The sequence below is a fragment of the Billgrantia antri genome, from assembly GCF_017868935.1.
Classification (GTDB): Bacteria; Pseudomonadota; Gammaproteobacteria; order Pseudomonadales; family Halomonadaceae; genus Halomonas; species Halomonas antri.
Window position 1 is genome coordinate 2,710,054 of record NZ_CP053383.1, and the last position, 16,725, is coordinate 2,726,778.

The following is a 16,725-nucleotide window of genomic DNA, read 5'->3' on the forward strand; positions in this document are numbered from 1 at the left end:
CCCTGTACTCTCTGCGCCCTATTCAGGGTTGAGAGTACGGCGCAGGCCTTCGGTAAATTGCTGCACGGGTGCCAAGTCGACCTCGCTTTCGAGGCGTGTGCTCATCGGGCTCGGCACACCCGGACCATTCAGGATGCTCGGCCGGCGAATAAACTCCGCCACCTCCGGCAGCAGCACCAGCAGCTCGATCCGGCGATTGTCCGCATCGAAAGGATCGGTTTCGGGCAGCAGTACGCGGTCAGCAAAGCCGGATACCCGCAGCAGCTTGTCCGAATCGAGCCCCGCCGGCAACCAGCTCACGGCGCGAGGCATTGGCCCGGTCGCTGGATAGCTCCCAGTTGCTGTAGCCTCGATATCCACCCGCATAGGGACGGCTATCGGTGTGCCCGCTGATGCTCAGATCGTTGGGCAGGTCGTTGAGCAATGGCGCAATGGTACGCAGCAGGTTACGCATGTAGGGCTCGACGCGATCACTGCCGATGGCGAACATCGGTCGCTGCTCGGTATCGAGCAACTGGATGCGAAGCCCTTCGGGGGTGAGGTCGAAGCGCATCTGCTGACGCAGTTCACGCAGTTCGGGATCGGCCTCGATCACCGTCTCGATGCGCCGCTGCAGGTCCATGAAGAAGCGACGCTGCTGCTCGCTCGGGCGCGTGAACTCACGGGTATCGATACGTGCCCGCTCGCCATCGCTATGAGCAGGATCGGGCCCCCCACCGGGAATGACCTGGGTACTGCCTGCCCGATCACCGCCCGATACGGCACTGACCAACGGCGTGCTGAAGTAATCGGCGACGCCCTCTCGCGCCTCCGGACTGGCGACCGAGAGTATCCACATCACCAGGAACAGCGCCATCAGAGCCGTCATGAAGTCGGCGAGGGCGATCTTCCAGCTACCGCCATGGTGAGCATGGACGACTTTCTTGCGCCGAATGATGATCGGGCGCTTGTCTCCTCCCGCACTCATTCTGCTGCCGCACCCGACTTGGCGTTACGCACGTACTCCTCGAGTTCGGTGAACCCGGGACGCTCAGCGGTGTGCAACGCCTTGCGACCGAACTCCACTGCCAACTGCGGCGCATAGCCGTGCAGGCTGGCCAAAAGCGTGATACGAATGCACTGAAGCATTTTCTCCGCTTCCTTTACCTGGCGTTCGATACTGCTGGCCACCGGATTGATGAAGCCATACCCCAGCAGGATGCCGAGGAAGGTACCCACCAGGGCGTGGGCAATCATCTCCCCCATTTGCTCGGGGCCGGCATCGGCATAAGTGAGCGCCTTGACCACCCCCATCACGGCCGCGACGATACCGAACGCTGGCATGGCATCCCCCACCTTGGCGATGGCATCCGCCGGGATATGCGCTTCCTGCTCGAAGGTCTCGATCTCATGGAGCATCAGCTCGTCGATCTCCATGGGATCCATGCCGCCGGCCACCATCAGGCGCAAATAGTCGGTCAGGAAGTTCATGATCATCGGGTCGGCCAGTACCTTGGGATGCTCCTGGAACAGCGCGCTCTCCTGCGGACTGTCGATGTCGCGCTCGATACCGAGCATGCCCTCGCGACGAACCTTGGTCAGCAGCTTGAACTGCACCGCCAGCAGCTCCATGTACATCTGCTTGTTGTACTTCTTGGTGCGCCGCAGCTTGGGCAGGATCTTGAAGCTTGCCTTGATCGCCTTGCCGTTGTTGGCGGCAATGAAAGCCCCAACCCCGGCCCCACCGATCATCAGCAGCTCGGTGGGCTGATAAAGCGGTCCAAGAAAGCCCCCCGCCAGCACGAAGCCACCGAAGACGCACAGTACCACCACGAGGTAACCCAGAAGAATCAGCACAACCGATACCCTTCAATAAATGCAAGACGTCATTATCACTGCATATCGGCCAAGCGACGCCACACTTGAGGCCTGTCGGCCAAAAAGAGCGCTTCGACTTCCCGCACCGCATCCCACCTTTCTCCGAACAGCAAGACGCCGCCCGAAGGCGGCGTCTTGCTACGCAGGTTCCGTGTCAGTCGCAGACCATCGTCAACCGACTCGCTTGATCGAAGCCTCACGGCCCACGGCTTCCTCCGCTTCACGTTCGCGGCGCTTGCGGGTCTTGCCGGCGCGTGAAGGCGGCATACAGATACCGCAAACGTAGTCGTGGTCCGGCGTATGGGCATGGGCAACGAAGTGGCCATGGCAATGATTGCAGGTAGACAGCTGCAGCAGCTCGCTCTCGAAAAACCTGACCAGCGTCCACGCACGAGTCAGACCCAGCACCGGCTCGGCCTGGTCGATGCTGACCTGCTCATTGTACAGCCGATAGGCCGTAACGAAGGCCTGCATCCGCTCGCACTTCTGCCCCTCGACCAGGCTGCGATAGATGTTATAGAACAGCGAGGCATGCACGTTCGGCAGCCAGGTAATGAACCAGTCGGTAGAAAACGGCAGCATCCCCTTGGGCGGAGACATGCCGCGTACTTCCTTGAACAGGCGAATCAGACGTGCGCGACTCAGGTCGGTTTCGGTTTCCAGCACCTGAAGCCGGGCCCCCAGCTCGATCAACTCTATGGCGAGCTGGACCTGCTGCATTTCCTCGACGAGGCTTTTCTGCGACATCTTCACACCCCCCGTGACATGGAGGCGTTACCACGGCTCGCCATCAGCAGCGAGGCGTGGAACTGCGACAGTCCATTGTCACGGGGGTTGTCGATCACTTGACGCAGCTGCTCGACGCCTTCGAAACCGAAATGGCAGAGCAGTTGATTGGTTCGAGCCAGGCGGGTCAGCTGGGCAACACCGAGGGATACGAGCAGATCAGCGGTTTCGTCGTCGATCTTGAGACGAAACATGGCCGCAGCACGATCATCGTTGAGCAAACGCTGAGCCAGAAGAAGATAGGCAAGATTCAGCTCCTGGATCTCGTCCAGGTGGTTCGTGTTCATCATTCAGTTTCCCTGCACGCTGTTGATTCGCGTGTCCTTTGTTTTCTTGTAACGTACTTATTCAGGACGAACGGCCTAGAGATACGTCGGTTGGTTCAACGAAGCACCAGGCTGCACCTGATAAGGACATATCTCACACACAGGCATTGTGACCACTGTTTTAATACCTGCCAACCTCTCTCAACGCAAGATCTACTCAGACAAAAAGGTGAGATGGCTAAGCCCTAAGAACTATTTTGTTAACGCCTTGTACGGGAACATAAAAAAAGACACACAACAGGCTTGACAAAGCGTAGAGGGCGAAATCTCGTTTACAATTTTTTACAAAAATAAGGGTATCCGTTTCAACGCTGGCCTTGCGCGTCGGCAAGCTCATACACCCATACGAGCAGCTCGGCAATCACCTGATACAGCATCGGGGGGATGCGCTCATCCAGGTCCAACCCCATCAGCAGCGCGACCAGCTCGGGGGCATCGTGAACGTAGATCCCCTGCCGCCTGGCCTCGGCCAGAATCCGCTCGGCCATGTCGCCATAGCCTTTGGCCAAGACCCGCGGGGCATCGTCACCCTCGCGGTAAGCCAGTGCCACTGCCTGGCGTCGGCGCTCAGGCTTCGCTTCCGTCATCCCTCCCTCCCCTCATTCTCAATCCCTTTCCCACAAACGCGCATCGACCAGCACCGTCGCAAGGCCTGCCTTCTGCAGCCTATTCTCAAGCTGCGGCAAACCGCGCTCAAGCACTTCCAGGCTGGCATCATCCCTGGCCAGCAGCTGCAAGCGCACCTGCTTCTCCTGCAGCCACATCGCCACGCGAATCTCCCCCAGACTTGGCACCGTGAGCTGGAGCTCGGAGTGCCAGGTCTCCTGCTGTGCCTCTTCCTCGCCCTGTGGAGCGCCTTCATGCTCGTGACGGGCACCAGCCGGTAGTTGAATCATCAAGGCCATGAAGATGCCGGACCAGACGTCACCCTCCCAGCGCAGGACAGGCGCCACGAGCATCTCGAGTTGGTGACGCACCAGACCCTGGAGGCTTTCGTGTACCGACTCGCCACCCGTTGAGCGCGCACGAGCCAGCGGTTCGCCTGCCTCGCGCCCCGCCTGCTCCATCCCTTCGGTACGTGGCGCAGCCGATTGGCCCGTGTCACGTACTTGGCCGGTAGATAGGGGCACCTCAGCCCTCGCACTCTCGCCACGAGCCGCAGAAGGATAAAGCGATTCGGTGGCAACATAGGCGCTGGCTGCCGCATTGGCCTGCCCCGGGAGTGACGGCCCAGGAAGGCTTGCTCCCGGCGCAGGCGGCGCAGGAGGCACTTGTCCGGGCGACACCAAGCCTTGCGCGCCGCCGGCCAGCGCCGAATGCGCCCCCATGGCCGGTGCCGCTGCGGGCGCATTCGGCGCTGCCGCTGGCCCGTTTCCCGGCGCTGCTGGCGTAAAGCGCAATGTGCGCAGCATCTGGGGTTCCCGCTCCAGCTGCTGTCGGCTCATCTCACCGCGATACCAGCGGGACAGATGCGCCTCGTAGAACAGGCCGCTGTCGCGTACGCCGGTTTGCAACCGCTCGGCCAGTGCCGAAGCGTTTGGGACTTCCCCCGCGCTCATCAAGGGTGAGCTCGAGCTGAGCACGGATGGCGGCGCTGGAAAACGCACCAACAGGTCGGCGATGGTGCGCGCCGAGGGGCTGAAATGGGTCTGGAAGGAAGCAGCAGGCTGAGCTGGGTCGCTGCGTGGCGTAGCGGCATCACCCCGCTGGCTGGGTGTCGTCGTGCCCTGCAGCGGCACCATGCCCGGGCGGCGCCCTTCGAGGCGTGAGTCGCTATGTAACGCCCGCGGCCCCTCACCCGGGTCGACGGGCCGGACCGGCTCGGTCAGCTCCCGCGGAGGCGCAGTATCGATACGCTTGCCCAAAACCTGATGGAGCAGCGTATCGAGCAAGGGCGTGATGCCACTCACGTTGTCCCCGGGCCAAACTTGTCGGAAGCATCGACAAGGGATGCCGCCTGCTTGCCATAGCTGCGATGCAAGTCACGTTGCCGCCGACTGGTATCCATGAGCTGGCCGAGCTCACTGCGGCGCGCCATCAGATGCTCACGGATCGCAAGATCGTCGGCCAGTATGGCTTCCAGCAGCTCGGCCTTGCTTTGCTGGCTCTCGCGATCGAGTACGGTCTCCTTGTCGAGCTGCTGGATTCGGTCGACAAGCTGCAGATAGCCGGACTGGCGCTCGATGAGGGCATCCCACTCACCGGCGCGCGCCAGTTCGAGCATGACGGCGACTTGTCGCCTAAGCCGGGTGTAACCGTCGAGGACGGCACGAGTGGTCGACATCGCCATATCAGCCTTGCGCCCCGGCACCGCCTATTTCTCGCCACGCCGAGGCGATATCGTCCAGCAGTTTTTCGGCCTGGTCGAGGCTCTCCTGGTCATTGTGCCGGTTGGCTGCCAGCAACAAGCGGCCGATGTAGTCGTAGAGCGAGCCCAAGCGCTCGGCAACCTCTCCCCCTTTTTCGATATCCAGTGCCGCCAATAGCCCATTGTTGACGATATCGAGCGCTTTGGAGATGGCCTTGCCCTTCTCTGCGGTATTGCCCGCCTGCATATGGATGCGCGCCGCCCGGATGGCGCCCTGGGCGCCGTCGAACAGCATCACGATCAGCTGGTGCGGAGAGGCGGACATGGCGGCACTCTCGACGCCGACCCTGGCATAAGCGCCTGCCCCTCTTCCGTAGGCGGCAGCTCCTCGCGTGGTAGTCATGGAACGTTCTCCGAAGTATCGTGGCGGCGAGACGGACACGATGTCTATGGCCAGTGGCGTATATTGTGGCAGCCTTGGCGCCATCGGTTGCGGTGAAAAGCACGCCACCAAGGGGTTATTTCCTGTTATCGGCACGCGTTGCGGAGACTTTAGCAACGACGTGCCAGCCACCATCCTGCCCATGTCCCAGGGCAAACCGCTCAGGTCGAGACGGGAATCTCCTCTACCATCTCCCCCAGGCGCGACGTGACATCCCCACGTAGCACCTCACCCAGCGCCTCCCCCGGCGGCGCGACCCGTACGGCCAGCTGCACCTGGAAGGGCTTACCTTGCTGGTCGAGCCGCTGCACCCAGGCCAGCGCGCCACCGGAGAAGCGCACCAATGACCCCACCGGGCGCAGCCCGAAGCGCTGTACGTAGCGCTTTACCCAGCGCGGATCGTACTGATTGGGTGACTTGAGCAGATGCCGGTACACTGCGTCGATGCGCCAGGCGGGGCGATCGGCGCGATCGCGTCGCATGGCATCCACCGCATCCACCACCGCGCTCATGCGAGCCAGCTCGGGCAGCTCATCGCTCGTTGCACCCGCGGGATAGCCGCTGCCATCGAGACGCTCGTTGATACCCCCCACCACCGCCGTCATAACGCCTGCAGCCAACCACTGGCAGTTGCCCAGCCGCTGCTTCAGCAGCGCCACGTGCTCTCTGAGAAGCGTGCGCGCCTCGGGCCCCAGCGACTCGGCTGCCAGCAGACTGGGAGGCAAAAGCCCCTTGCCCAGGTCATGCACCATGGCGCTGGCTGCCAAGGCCTTGCGAACGTCTCGCGGTACCGTGCCGGTACCCGCCAATGCCAGCAAGTGCACGGCGACACCCAGCCCGTGACGCACCAGAAGCGGCTCCTGGCCCAGGCAGCGAGTGGCGAAGAGCAGCGCTTCGATATCTTCCTCGGCGAGTTGCAGCAGCATGTCGGCATGACGCGAAAGCTGTACCGAGTCGATGTCATCGCCCTGCCGAAGCTCTAGCAGTTGAGCATCGAGATAACCCGCCACCCGCGCCAGCCGACGCGCCATGGGGGTCGGGTAAGCCTGAAGGTTGCGCCGGCCGACCGGGGCAGCAGCGCTGGCCGACTGACTCTGAAACAGCAACGAGGGCAGGCGGCCGACGTCGGCATCGTCGCCATAGCGGGATGACTCGCGCTCGATCTCGCGCACGAAGAACCACAGCTTGCGCTCCTGCTCGGCACTACAGTGCTCGAACTGAAACCCCACCCTCAGCGCCTGACGATCACTGTCCGCCACCGTGTGGCGTGGCACCGCCTGGACCGTGAAACGCGTGTCGTTGGGAAAGCAGAGCTCTATTTCGACCAGCACGGCCTCGGCAAGCAGCGCCGCGGCAGACGATGGCAACTCCAGTTGGCAGCCCTGTTGGGACAGGTCCTTGAGATCTCCCTGAACTGCGGTCTCGCCTTCGGCGCCGCGCACGATGGCCCCGACCTCCATGCCCAACCGCAGACGCGCACGAAAAGCCTCGCGCCGCTGCAGTTCCTCCAGGTAGTGGGGGTACTCACAACGGCACTGCACCCTTCCGTCCACTGTGTCGACCTGGATCGACTTGAGTACCGGGCTGCGAATCATTTTGCCGCGTACCTGTCCCAGCAGTCGAAAGCCGGTGCCGCGTCTGAGTTCGCCGACAATCTCTCGCACGGCAGTAATGTCGAGTAGCAGCGTTTGCGGGACGGCCTGTTCCATCACCACCACCGGCAGGGGCGTACTGCCGGGTTTGTCGAGCAGCAGCGACGCGCCGCCAGGCTGGATCAACCGCTCCAGCAACGCCTCTATCTCGCTCGGACTTCCTACTCGAAGAAACTCGTCCTGAACCTGCGCCATGCTCGCCATTCCGCCCCTTCAACGATTGGTTTTAATGATTGTCGTCTCGCCACGACGGGGCGCCGGCCGCCAGCACCTCTCTCCCGTTCGGCACCGGCAGAATGTCACGCCGCCCAGACACGCCGCCCCGCTGCTTCAAGTAGTCCTGCAACTTTCCAAGCGGCATCGGCCGGGCGAAGAAGAAACCTTGGAACACATCACAGCCATGTGCCGCCAGGAAGTCGCGCTGCTCTGCCTCCTCGATGCCTTCTGCCACCACCAGCAGCCCCAAGTGATGCGCCATCGAGATGATACCCTGAACGATGGCGCTATCGTGGCGATTGACGGTCACATCGCGCACGAAACTGCGATCGATCTTGATCTTGCCGATGGGTAGCTGCTTCAAATAGCTCAAGCTGGAGAAGCCGGTACCGAAGTCATCGATGGATACCTCCACCCCCATGTCGCGCAGCAGGTGCAGGGTCTCGACGGCCGCTGCGGTGTCGGTCATCAGCACCCCCTCAGTAAGCTCCAGCTCGAGATAGTCCGCCGCCAGCCCCGTCTCCAACAGCGCCTGTTGAAGATTGGCCAGGAAGTTGGCGCGACGGAACTGCAGCGGCGAAAGGTTGACCGACACGCGATAGCGGCCATAGCCCTCGGCTGCCAATCGGCACATGTCGCGGCACGCCTGGCGCAGCACCCATTCGCTGATCGGCCCGATCTGCCCGGTGTCCTCGGCCATCGGAATGAACAGCCCCGGGGAGAGGTATCCCTTGACCGGATGCTTCCAGCGCACCAACGCCTCGAAACCGACCACCTCGCCGCTCCGGGCGCAGAGCAGGGGCTGATAGTGCAGTTCGAAGCTCTCCGCCTCGATGGCTTCCTGCAGGTCGTTGCGCAGCGCCATGCGCTCGTTCACTTCATCGTTGATGTCGCTGGTGAAACACTCCCAGGCATTGCGCCCTTTCTGCTTGGCACGGTACATCGCCATGTCGGCCTGCTGGATCAACTCGACGGGATTCTCCAGCCCTTCGCGCAGGAAGGCGATGCCCACACTGGCGCCGATGTAGAGTTCGTGCTCGCCAACCCGATAGGGACGACGGACGCTGGGGAGCAGTTGCTCGACCAGATGAATGGCCTCTTCCTCCCTCTCCAGCTCGGGCAACAGAATGACGAACTCATCACTACCGAAGCGAGCCAGCGTATCACCCGGGTTCAGCGCCTCGCCCAGGCGCTGGGCGGCCTGAATCAGGACCTGGTCGCCCACTTCGTGGCCGAGGCTGTCGTTGATCGGCTTGAAATCATCCAGATCGAGGAACAGGACCGCCAGATGGCACCCGTGGCGCTGCGCCAGCAGCACGTCATGCAGCAGGTGGTCTTCGAACAGCGAACGGTTGGCCAGCCCCGTCAGCGCATCGTGGCTGGCATGATAGGAGAGTTTCGCCTCGTAGGACTTGCGCTCGGAAATATCGTGTTGGATGCCGATGAAATGGCTCACGCCGCCATTGTCATCCCGCACCGGCGCCAGGTAGAGATTGTTCCAGAACGGAGAGCCATCCTTGCGGTAACAGCACAGCGTGACGTTGATCTCGCGCTGCTCGGCAATCGCCTGCTTCAATTGCGCCAGGGCGTCTGGATCTGTCTCAGTGCCTTGCAGGAAACTGCCACTGCGTCCCAACACCTCGTCCCGCTGGTAGCCGGTGATCCGCTCGAATGCCTCGTTGACATAAATGATGGGGTTATTGGACTGTCGGGCATCGGTAATGATGATGCCATTGATACTGGCCTCGACGCTGCGCTGCAGGATGCGCAGTTCGGTCTCGCGCCGGTGCTGCTCTGTCATATCCTTGGCGATGCCGTAGAAACCGATGATACGCTCGTTGACCACGATGGGCAGATTGGTCACGTCCAGGGAGACACTGCGATTTTCACGGTGCTGGATGGTGACCGAGTAGCGGAACGCCTCGCCCCTGTCGGCATCGCGATAGAGCGATTCGATGTGCTCGCGGTCCTTATGCTGGACCAGCCGCGAAAAGTGCAGGCCGATCAATTGCTCCAGGGCATAGCCGGTGACGCTGCTGCAGGCCGCATTGGCAGTGGTGAAATGTCCCTCCAGATCGAGGGAGAAAACCGCATCGGGATGATAGGTGAACATCGAGCGATAGCGCTGCTCGTTCTCCTTCAACGCCCGACGGTTGTGCTCACGCTCCACGGCCAACGACACCAGTTCGGCCGCCTCGATCACGCGACGACGGTCGCTTCGCGTGGGCTCGCCCGGCTGGTGGTAGTAGATGGCAAAGGTGCCCAGGAGCTGTTGGCTGTTGCCGACCACAGGATAGGACCAGCAGGCTCTCAGGCCGTGACGGGCCGCGAGTGCATGATAGCCGACCCAGCGCGGGTCCTTGGCCAGATCGGTGCAGATGACGAAGTCGCGCAGGTACGCCGCTCGGCCACAGGCACCGTTGTCGGGACCGATCTCCACGCTCCCGACCGCATCGCAGTAGGCTTGCGGCAAACTCACGCTATGCAGTTGCTCCAGCCGCTGCCGCGCCTCGTCGCAGAGCATGATGGAGGCGATGCCGCCCGGCACCTGGACCTCCACGATGCGGCAGATGGCCTTGAGCGTTTCCTTAAGGGGCTGGTCCCGTGCGATCAACGTCTGGACACGCTGCTGCGCCCGCAGATGGCGTTGCGTGCGTGCCAGCGCCAGCGAGCGCCGCCGGCTCAGGCCGTCCATCCCGAGGCTGAAGGCCAGCAGGTAGCTCATGACCAGCCCGCCGATGGCCACACCCAGTGGCATAAGCCCCGTCAGGCTGGCTTTCAGCGGCCCTGCGTCATGGATGCGCATATCCATGGCGGCTCCGCCTGGCAACATCACCAGTCCGCGCCGCAGCTCCACTCCCGTTTCAGCATCCCGCCGGTGATTGATCGGCAACAGGCTCACATCGCTCTGCATGGAGAGTCGCAGCGGCGTCACCAGGGAGTTCACCTCCTCGCGAAACAGGCGAGTGAGGTCGAGTACGGCAATCAGCTTGCCATGCGCAGGCAGCGACAACGGTACCGATACGAGGGCAAGCTCGGGATCGTCTGCGTCCGGCAGCACCCAGCGAGGGTAAGGACCGCCCACCGCCAGCCAGTCCAGCAGCCAGTCATGCCTTACCAGCCAATCGGATAACCGAAAGTCGTCTCTTTCTCGTCCCCAGAGAAGCTGCTCGTCGAGCCCGGACTGCCAGTGAAGCGCGACCAGGCTTGGCATATCGCGAAAGAACCCCTCGACCTCGACTTCCCGATGCTTTCGAGGCGGCAGCCCCCCGAACTCCACCCACCGCTCCGCCATGCGCTGGAGTTCACGCTGCTTGTTGTCCACCACGCGCTCGGCGCTAACCTTGAAGGTAAAGAACAGCTCCGTTGCATGCTGCTGCCTGGCGTCGTACTGCTGCCAGGTAAGCCCGTACCAGGCAATGCCACTGGCCAGCACACCGCCAGTCAGGGCCAGTATCGTCGTACGATTCAAAGCAGGCATTACGGCCGGGTGACGCGCCATCAACATCATGGCCGTACCGCTCAGCAGTGCAGGCAGAGCGGTAAAGGGCGTGGCGAAGGCGCTCCCCCAGGGACTGGCGGCAAACAGATCCGGTCGCAACCCTGCCACCACGCTAGCCCCCCCGACCAGGAACAGGCCGACGCCGCCCAGCCACCAGAACAGGCGAGCACGCACCGAGCGATTGCTTGCCATCAGGCATACGGACACGATCAGTATGGCAATGCTGGTGGCCGGCGTGAGCGGCTGCATCCCAAATGCGACATCAACGGACAGATCGCCGGGTAGCCATGCCATCAACGGCGCGTACAGGCCGATCGGCAGGAGCATTGCCCCGCAAAGCTGGGCCGTTTTCACTCTGCCCACCTGCGTCGCCAACAGCCCAGAACCCACCAGCACCATGATGGGGAGACTGATCCCGGGCGGCTGCCATTCGACCGGCAACTGCCAGGTAGCAAGGCCGTTGACGATGCCCATGACCAGCAGCAGCACTGGCACTAGCACCAGCCAGGTATGAAGCGCCACTTGCTGTGAATTGTTGGGCATTCGTCCCCCACTCGCTAATTTCCCTGAGTGAATTATCGGCAGCGAGCGGCGGGACTTGAGGAACTGGGTGAAGGAAGTCGTGCAGGTTCAAGCGTCGCAGGATACGAGCGCCGCCATGACCAGGTTACGGCCCTCCCGCTTGGCGCGGTAAAGCGCGTGGTCAGCGCGCTTGAGCGCTTCCTGAGCCGGCTCGTCCTGCTCCAGCCTGGTTACCCCAATACTGGTGGTGACGGGAATGGGCTCGCCATCGAGACCGCTGAAAGCGGCATTTTCCACGGCATGTCTAATGCGCTCGGCGACATCCAGCGCCCTGGCCTGGCTACTGCCAACCAGGATGATCACGAACTCCTCGCCACCGTAGCGCGCGACACAGTCATGCCGGCGCGTCTGTTGCACCAGCAGTTCGGCGAACTGGTACAGCACGCTATCCCCGGCGGAATGACCGTAGCTGTCATTGATCTGCTTGAAGTGGTCGAGATCCGCCATCAGCAGCGAACAGGGAATGCTGCCGAGGCGGTCCTGGCCCTCGATCTCACGCTGCCAGGCCTGGACTTTCTCCAGATGCAGCTCCAGCGCACCGCGGTTGTAGAGCCCGGTCAAGGGGTCATGGGTCGCCTGGCGATAGAGTCTCAACAGCAGGCTGAGCTGAAAGTGGTTGGCCGCCAGCGAAACGCCCAGCAGACTGGCGAGCAGCCACATGCTCTCCACGCCGCGGCCGGTCAGCCAGCTGCCATCGACGGCCTGCGAGAATCCCAGCAGCCCGAGCATGGCGAGGCCGGCAGCAAGCGATTCCAGCAGGGTAAAGGGAAACACGCTCAGCGCCGCCACCAGCAGGAACGGAATGAAGCCGTAACCCACCAGGTTTTCCACCTGCTCAGGTGGCAGCATGAGCAGTACGAAGAGGTAGAACCCCGCCGGCAGGGCCAGCAACATGCCGGCGCTGAAGCGAATGCGTCGTATCCGCTCGTGCGTGACATAGGCCAGCACCACGACGCCCATCAGCCCCAGCAACAGTCCCACCCGCCCCACCAGGGTCAAGTACAAAAGCTCGCTGGGTAACACGAGCGCATCCACCACGATCCATAATGGGGAAAGCAGCGTAAAGATGAGGCCAAGGGCTAACACACGGCTACGCAAGTATCGTGCGTGAGCGAAGGCAAAATCTCGCGAATGGTGGCGGCTGCTCAGGGTATCACGCAGGGCACTCAGGCCGACGAACAGTTCATGACCCACCTCGGGCGGTTCGGCCAACGCATCCAGGCGACGGCTCTGGTACTCATGGGACTCACGCGTTTGGCTGAAGCGCATGCTATCGCCTTGTCGGAGGGCCACCCTTCCTGATGGCGGGAAACGGAAATGCTGCTTCATGGCCGGACGAAGGGCCACTGTGCAGCTTTGTCGTTATATCAGAGCAAGCTCAAGGTAACGAGTCCACAAGGCTTGACATACGACAAATATCAAGCCATTTCACTTCCATTTCAGCCATCGCGCTTCAAGTGAACCGGTCCAGACGGGCAATCGACTGAAAACGCCCTTCCGGCGTAAAGCAGAGACGAAAGGTGCCATGCACGCCATCCCGCGACACCACTCGCCGTAGCGCCTCGGCCGGAAACACTACCCGCCGACCGTCCAGGCTACGGGCCATCACCTGCCCTACCCGCCCCTCATAATGGGCAAGGCAGGCCTCGCAAGATAGGGACAGGGTGACATCTATACTCGGCATGCGCTTCGACCGGCCCTGAGGTTTCATTATGGATCATGTTCTACAGCCGCTGGCCAAGTGTTGAATCAGCGACTTCTCATCGAAGTACAACCGCCTTATTCTACGACACTCGACACCAACGAAACGATAAGTCCCTGGACTTGATTACGCAGGAATAACACCTTGAACAGATCCCCCCTCTCCCGTACCGCCCTGGCAGGCGGCGCCTCGATCGTGGGCCTGGCCCTGATGCTCGGCACGGCCCAGGCCCAGGAGCCCGACTGGACCGCCGAACCCAGCTACGGCAGCCACCACCTTGCCGCCGGCTTCACGCCCGATCCCTGGACCCAGAGCCTGCAGGCAGGCGGCTCCTCCCCCGTCAGCGGCAAGCTGGGCCCCAACTGCACCGGCTATATCATGGCCAGTGCACCGGACCTGGACCTGCACTACACCGCCGGCAGCATGCCGCTCTACGTCACCGTGAGTTCCAGCGCCGATACTACTCTGGTGATCAATGCACCGGACGGCCGCTGGTACTGCAACGACGACTTCAACGGCCTCGACCCGGTGGTCATGTTCCAGAACCCGCCCAGCGGCATGTACAACATCTGGGTCGGCGTTCACGGCAGCGATCAGATGCAGCCGGCCACACTCAAGATCACCGAGCTGAATCCTGCAAACTGAAACGCAAGCCCCCTGCTCATGTCAGCCAAGCGAGGCCCCGCTTCTCACAGCGAGGCCTCGGTTAAGAACGCTCTTCTCGCAGCGTCATCCTCGAGGCACCTTCCGGCGGACCGCATGCATGCCAGGTTCATCGCGTGCAGCACATCAACTCATCGGACATCGGCATTTCAGCGAAACGCTTAGCCAGGAAAAGGCTTGAGATAGTCCCGACATTTGTCACGACTGCCTTTTGGTGTGCGCAGCTTACCGTATGTTCAGCCTGCTTAAAAAACAGCGTTTCCTTTCACGACAGCCTACCCTAGAATGCGCCGGCTCGAGCTTCGCTCATCACTTACGGGGGATCGCCTGGTGACGCTGAAAGTCCTTTGCAGGCGCTTGGTCGTTGCTGTTTTCGTACCTGTCATCCTGGTATCGGCCACCCTCTACCCGATATTTCGAGCGCACCTTGACGCCCGGCTCGATGGCGCCGTATCCGCCGCCGACGCCAAGCTAGAGGCCGGGCTGAGGGTACTGCAGACCGAGATCAACGCCAGCATCAACCACCTGCTGGCGACCGCCGAGATGCCTCTGCTCCAGCGCTACCTGGCTGGCGTAGGGACGGTACAATCCCCGCGACAGGAGGCCACCGCACATCTGACCCAAGCCCGCCTTCACGCTCTGTTCGACACGCTGCTGCCACACTACGCACGTTACACCCAGTTAAGCCTGATAGATTCAGCCGGCCGGCTACTGGTGCACGTCGGCAATGCACCGGCCCAGCCCGAGCGTCATACCGAGGCCACTTTCTTCCGTGAAGCCACGGCGCTCGCGCCGCGAGACGTCTACCTCGCTACGCCATCTCACGCGCCGGGGCAAAAAAGCCGCCAAACGGCTGGCGCTTACCAGCTGACTATCGCCACGCCCGTTTTCGATACGCTTGGCGAGCGCAAGGGCGTGCTGCGGTTCACCCTGGATTGGCATCACCTGGCCACCGATATCCAACGAACCGTCGCCATGGATGTGGAATCGCTCCCTTTCCTGATCGACGCACAGGGCACCTGGCTGCTGACAGAGACGAAAGGGCCACTCTCATTCGGTGACGACTTTGCGGCCCATTCGCCGACCATCTGGGAAGCGCTCCTCCAGCGTAAACGCGGAGAAGTGGACGAGGGAGATCGGCGGGTCTTGTTTCGCGCTTACGATGCGCGTATCGACCACTATCATAGCCAGGCCGGAATGGTCACCGGCCCACCGGGTCATTATCCGTGGCGGCTGGGCATCACGGTGACCCATCCTGCTCTCGCTACTCTGCTCGCAGAGCAGCCTACGGCCGTTCTGATCGCCCTGCTTCTCTATGTGCTTTCCATCGCCTTCGGCATCTACTGGGCTATCAGTCATCATCGGCAACAGGCCCTGCGCCAACAGGCGCAGCGGCTCTCCCAGGAGGCACATGACTATGCTCATGAGGTACGCGATCTCTACGAGAATGCTCCGTGCGGCTATCACTCGCTGGATGCCGACGGGCGCGTGGTCAAGGTCAACCGTACCGAACTCAACTGGCTGGGCTACGCCGCCGAGGAGGTGATCGGCAAGCGAGACTATCGGGATTTCGTCACGCCCGAGACTCGCGAGGCGTTCGACGCCGCCTTTAAGCAAGTGCTGGGCGTCGAACGGGAGGGGTCGGCGGAATGCGAGCTTATCACTCGACATGGCACCACCCTGCCCGTGGTCATCCAGGCTACCGCTTACCGTACCCGTCAGGGCTTCGTGCACTCTCGGGCCATGGTCTTCGACCTGAGCGAGCGCAAACGGCTAGAAGAGACGCTGGCCCACCAGGCCATGACGGATCCTCTGACGGGGCTGGGCAACCGCCGCTACCTCAAGGATCAGGCCAGCCTGGAAATGGCCCGAGCCCGGCGCAGCGGCGCGCCCCTCAGCCTGATCGTCATCGACCTCGACCACTTCAAGCGCATCAATGACGAATATGGCCACGACGTTGGCGACCTGGTACTGCAGCACTTCGCCCACAAGACCGGGGAGCAACTGCGGGAAGGCGACGTGCTGTGTCGCATGGGCGGCGAAGAGTTTGCCGTGCTGCTGCCCGACACGCCGAAGGAAGCAGCGCTTCAGGTGGCCGAACGCCTGCGCCAGGCGCTGGAGCGATCACCCGCAGCGGTGGATCGCGAGATCGCGCCTGGGGGGCAGCTGCGCTATACCGCCTCGCTGGGGGTGACGTGGGTCAATACGGAGGAAGCGACTCTGAAACCGGCGATCAAGCGCGCCGACACCGGGCTCTACGAGGCCAAGGCACGCGGGCGCAACCGGGTAGTGTGGCAGGGAGAGTGACGTCAGGCGATTGGTGGTAGCCTTATGCAGGATCAGTCTGCAGCCCCTGGGAGCGCTGGTAGAGACGACGAATTCTCTCGATAGCCACGGCTTCGTGTTCGTCCAGCACAAGCGGTGCTCCCCTCTCCCCTTTAGAGTCCTCAATTGCTCCCATCAGCTGATCTGAATATCTCCTGAAAAGATGCTTGAGGTTCATGCGGATCATGGAGATCTCCAGCTCGAATTCTGTCTTGAGATTTCGGAGCCGAAGTTTTTCCCTCGGATCACGACTGCCATCTATTCTGACGCGAAGCGTATCGTGGAGAAAGAGCTCAGTGGCCTTGAGCTTCGGTATTACTTCTTCCAGTAGCTCCGTATCCGTTACGCTGGTTTGGATCATCGA

Annotated in this window: 14 protein-coding genes and 1 pseudogene; 2 read left to right on the plus strand and 13 right to left on the minus strand. The window is 62.1% G+C overall.

What is annotated here, in order from left to right; genetic code table 11:
• Positions 1-18: 18 nt before the first annotated feature.
• The 12 genes and pseudogenes from motB to HNO53_RS12590 form a co-directional block, all read right to left on the minus strand.
• Positions 19-967: pseudogene (gene motB / locus HNO53_RS12535) on the minus strand (flagellar motor protein MotB).
• Positions 964-1,836: a flagellar motor stator protein MotA gene (motA, locus tag HNO53_RS12540; protein ID WP_209472541.1), complete on the minus strand. Its 873-nt coding sequence runs from the start codon at positions 1,834-1,836 to the stop codon at positions 964-966. The pseudogene motB and the gene motA overlap by 4 nt, the downstream one beginning before the upstream one ends.
• Before the next feature lie 192 nt (positions 1,837-2,028).
• Positions 2,029-2,604: a flagellar transcriptional regulator FlhC gene (gene flhC / locus HNO53_RS12545; protein ID WP_209472543.1), complete on the minus strand. Its 576-nt coding sequence runs from the start codon at positions 2,602-2,604 to the stop codon at positions 2,029-2,031.
• 2 nt (positions 2,605-2,606) lie between these two features.
• Positions 2,607-2,933: a flagellar transcriptional regulator FlhD gene (gene flhD, locus HNO53_RS12550; protein WP_209472545.1), complete on the minus strand. Its 327-nt coding sequence runs from the start codon at positions 2,931-2,933 to the stop codon at positions 2,607-2,609.
• Positions 2,934-3,274: 341 nt separating this feature from the next.
• Positions 3,275-3,556 carry an EscU/YscU/HrcU family type III secretion system export apparatus switch protein gene (locus HNO53_RS12555; protein ID WP_209472547.1) on the minus strand — a complete coding sequence of 94 codons (282 nt, stop codon included), beginning with the start codon at positions 3,554-3,556 and terminating at the stop codon, positions 3,275-3,277.
• Between the two features lie 18 nt (positions 3,557-3,574).
• Positions 3,575-4,879, minus strand: a complete 1,305-nt coding sequence (fliK, locus tag HNO53_RS12560; protein ID WP_209472549.1) for a flagellar hook-length control protein FliK — start codon at positions 4,877-4,879, stop codon at positions 3,575-3,577.
• Complete coding sequence (locus tag HNO53_RS12565; RefSeq protein WP_209478632.1) at positions 4,876-5,259, minus strand: flagellar protein FliT; 384 nt, start codon at positions 5,257-5,259, stop codon at positions 4,876-4,878. The genes fliK and HNO53_RS12565 overlap by 4 nt, the downstream gene beginning before the upstream one ends.
• 1 nt (position 5,260) lies before the next feature.
• A complete protein-coding gene (gene fliS, locus HNO53_RS12570) occupies positions 5,261-5,680 on the minus strand; it encodes a flagellar export chaperone FliS (protein ID WP_209472551.1) in 420 nt (139 codons plus the stop codon).
• A gap of 200 nt (positions 5,681-5,880) precedes the next feature.
• Complete coding sequence (locus tag HNO53_RS12575) at positions 5,881-7,566, minus strand: HD domain-containing phosphohydrolase (RefSeq protein ID WP_209472553.1); 1,686 nt, start codon at positions 7,564-7,566, stop codon at positions 5,881-5,883.
• 31 nt (positions 7,567-7,597) lie between these two features.
• Positions 7,598-11,632 (minus strand): sensor domain-containing phosphodiesterase, encoded by a 4,035-nt coding sequence (locus HNO53_RS12580; protein WP_242597416.1) that lies wholly within the window; start codon positions 11,630-11,632, stop codon positions 7,598-7,600.
• A gap of 87 nt (positions 11,633-11,719) precedes the next feature.
• On the minus strand, positions 11,720-12,940 hold the full coding sequence (locus tag HNO53_RS12585; protein ID WP_209472555.1) for a GGDEF domain-containing protein: 1,221 nt from the start codon (positions 12,938-12,940) through the stop codon (positions 11,720-11,722).
• A gap of 184 nt (positions 12,941-13,124) precedes the next feature.
• A complete protein-coding gene (locus tag HNO53_RS12590) occupies positions 13,125-13,382 on the minus strand; it encodes a DUF2835 domain-containing protein (protein WP_338034789.1) in 258 nt (85 codons plus the stop codon).
• A gap of 135 nt (positions 13,383-13,517) precedes the next feature.
• Between HNO53_RS12590 and HNO53_RS12595 the strand changes: the two genes are divergently transcribed.
• Positions 13,518-14,018, plus strand: coding sequence for a hypothetical protein (locus HNO53_RS12595; protein WP_209472559.1), 501 nt, complete (start codon positions 13,518-13,520; stop codon positions 14,016-14,018).
• A gap of 348 nt (positions 14,019-14,366) precedes the next feature.
• The gene (locus HNO53_RS12600) at positions 14,367-16,343 is read left to right on the plus strand and encodes a sensor domain-containing diguanylate cyclase (protein ID WP_242597417.1); all 1,977 of its coding nucleotides are present in this window, start codon (positions 14,367-14,369) and stop codon (positions 16,341-16,343) included.
• 22 nt (positions 16,344-16,365) lie between these two features.
• Here HNO53_RS12600 and HNO53_RS12605 read toward each other — a convergent pair whose 3' ends face one another.
• Positions 16,366-16,722, minus strand: coding sequence for a hypothetical protein (locus HNO53_RS12605; protein ID WP_209472563.1), 357 nt, complete (start codon positions 16,720-16,722; stop codon positions 16,366-16,368).
• Positions 16,723-16,725 lie beyond the last annotated feature (3 nt).

Coding starts and splice junctions, on each gene's coding strand:
- flhC (WP_209472543.1), bottom strand. CDS start 2,604: ATGTCGCAGAAAAGCCTCGTCGAGGAAATGCAGCAGGTCCAGCTCGCC.
- flhD (WP_209472545.1), bottom strand. CDS start 2,933: ATGATGAACACGAACCACCTGGACGAGATCCAGGAGCTGAATCTTGCC.
- HNO53_RS12555 (WP_209472547.1), bottom strand. CDS start 3,556: ATGACGGAAGCGAAGCCTGAGCGCCGACGCCAGGCAGTGGCACTGGCT.
- HNO53_RS12565 (WP_209478632.1), bottom strand. CDS start 5,259: ATGGCGATGTCGACCACTCGTGCCGTCCTCGACGGTTACACCCGGCTT.
- fliS (WP_209472551.1), bottom strand. CDS start 5,680: ATGACTACCACGCGAGGAGCTGCCGCCTACGGAAGAGGGGCAGGCGCT.
- HNO53_RS12575 (WP_209472553.1), bottom strand. CDS start 7,566: ATGGCGCAGGTTCAGGACGAGTTTCTTCGAGTAGGAAGTCCGAGCGAG.
- HNO53_RS12580 (WP_242597416.1), bottom strand. CDS start 11,632: ATGCCCAACAATTCACAGCAAGTGGCGCTTCATACCTGGCTGGTGCTA.
- HNO53_RS12585 (WP_209472555.1), bottom strand. CDS start 12,940: ATGCGCTTCAGCCAAACGCGTGAGTCCCATGAGTACCAGAGCCGTCGC.
- HNO53_RS12590 (WP_338034789.1), bottom strand. CDS start 13,382: ATGAAACCTCAGGGCCGGTCGAAGCGCATGCCGAGTATAGATGTCACC.
- HNO53_RS12605 (WP_209472563.1), bottom strand. CDS start 16,722: ATGATCCAAACCAGCGTAACGGATACGGAGCTACTGGAAGAAGTAATA.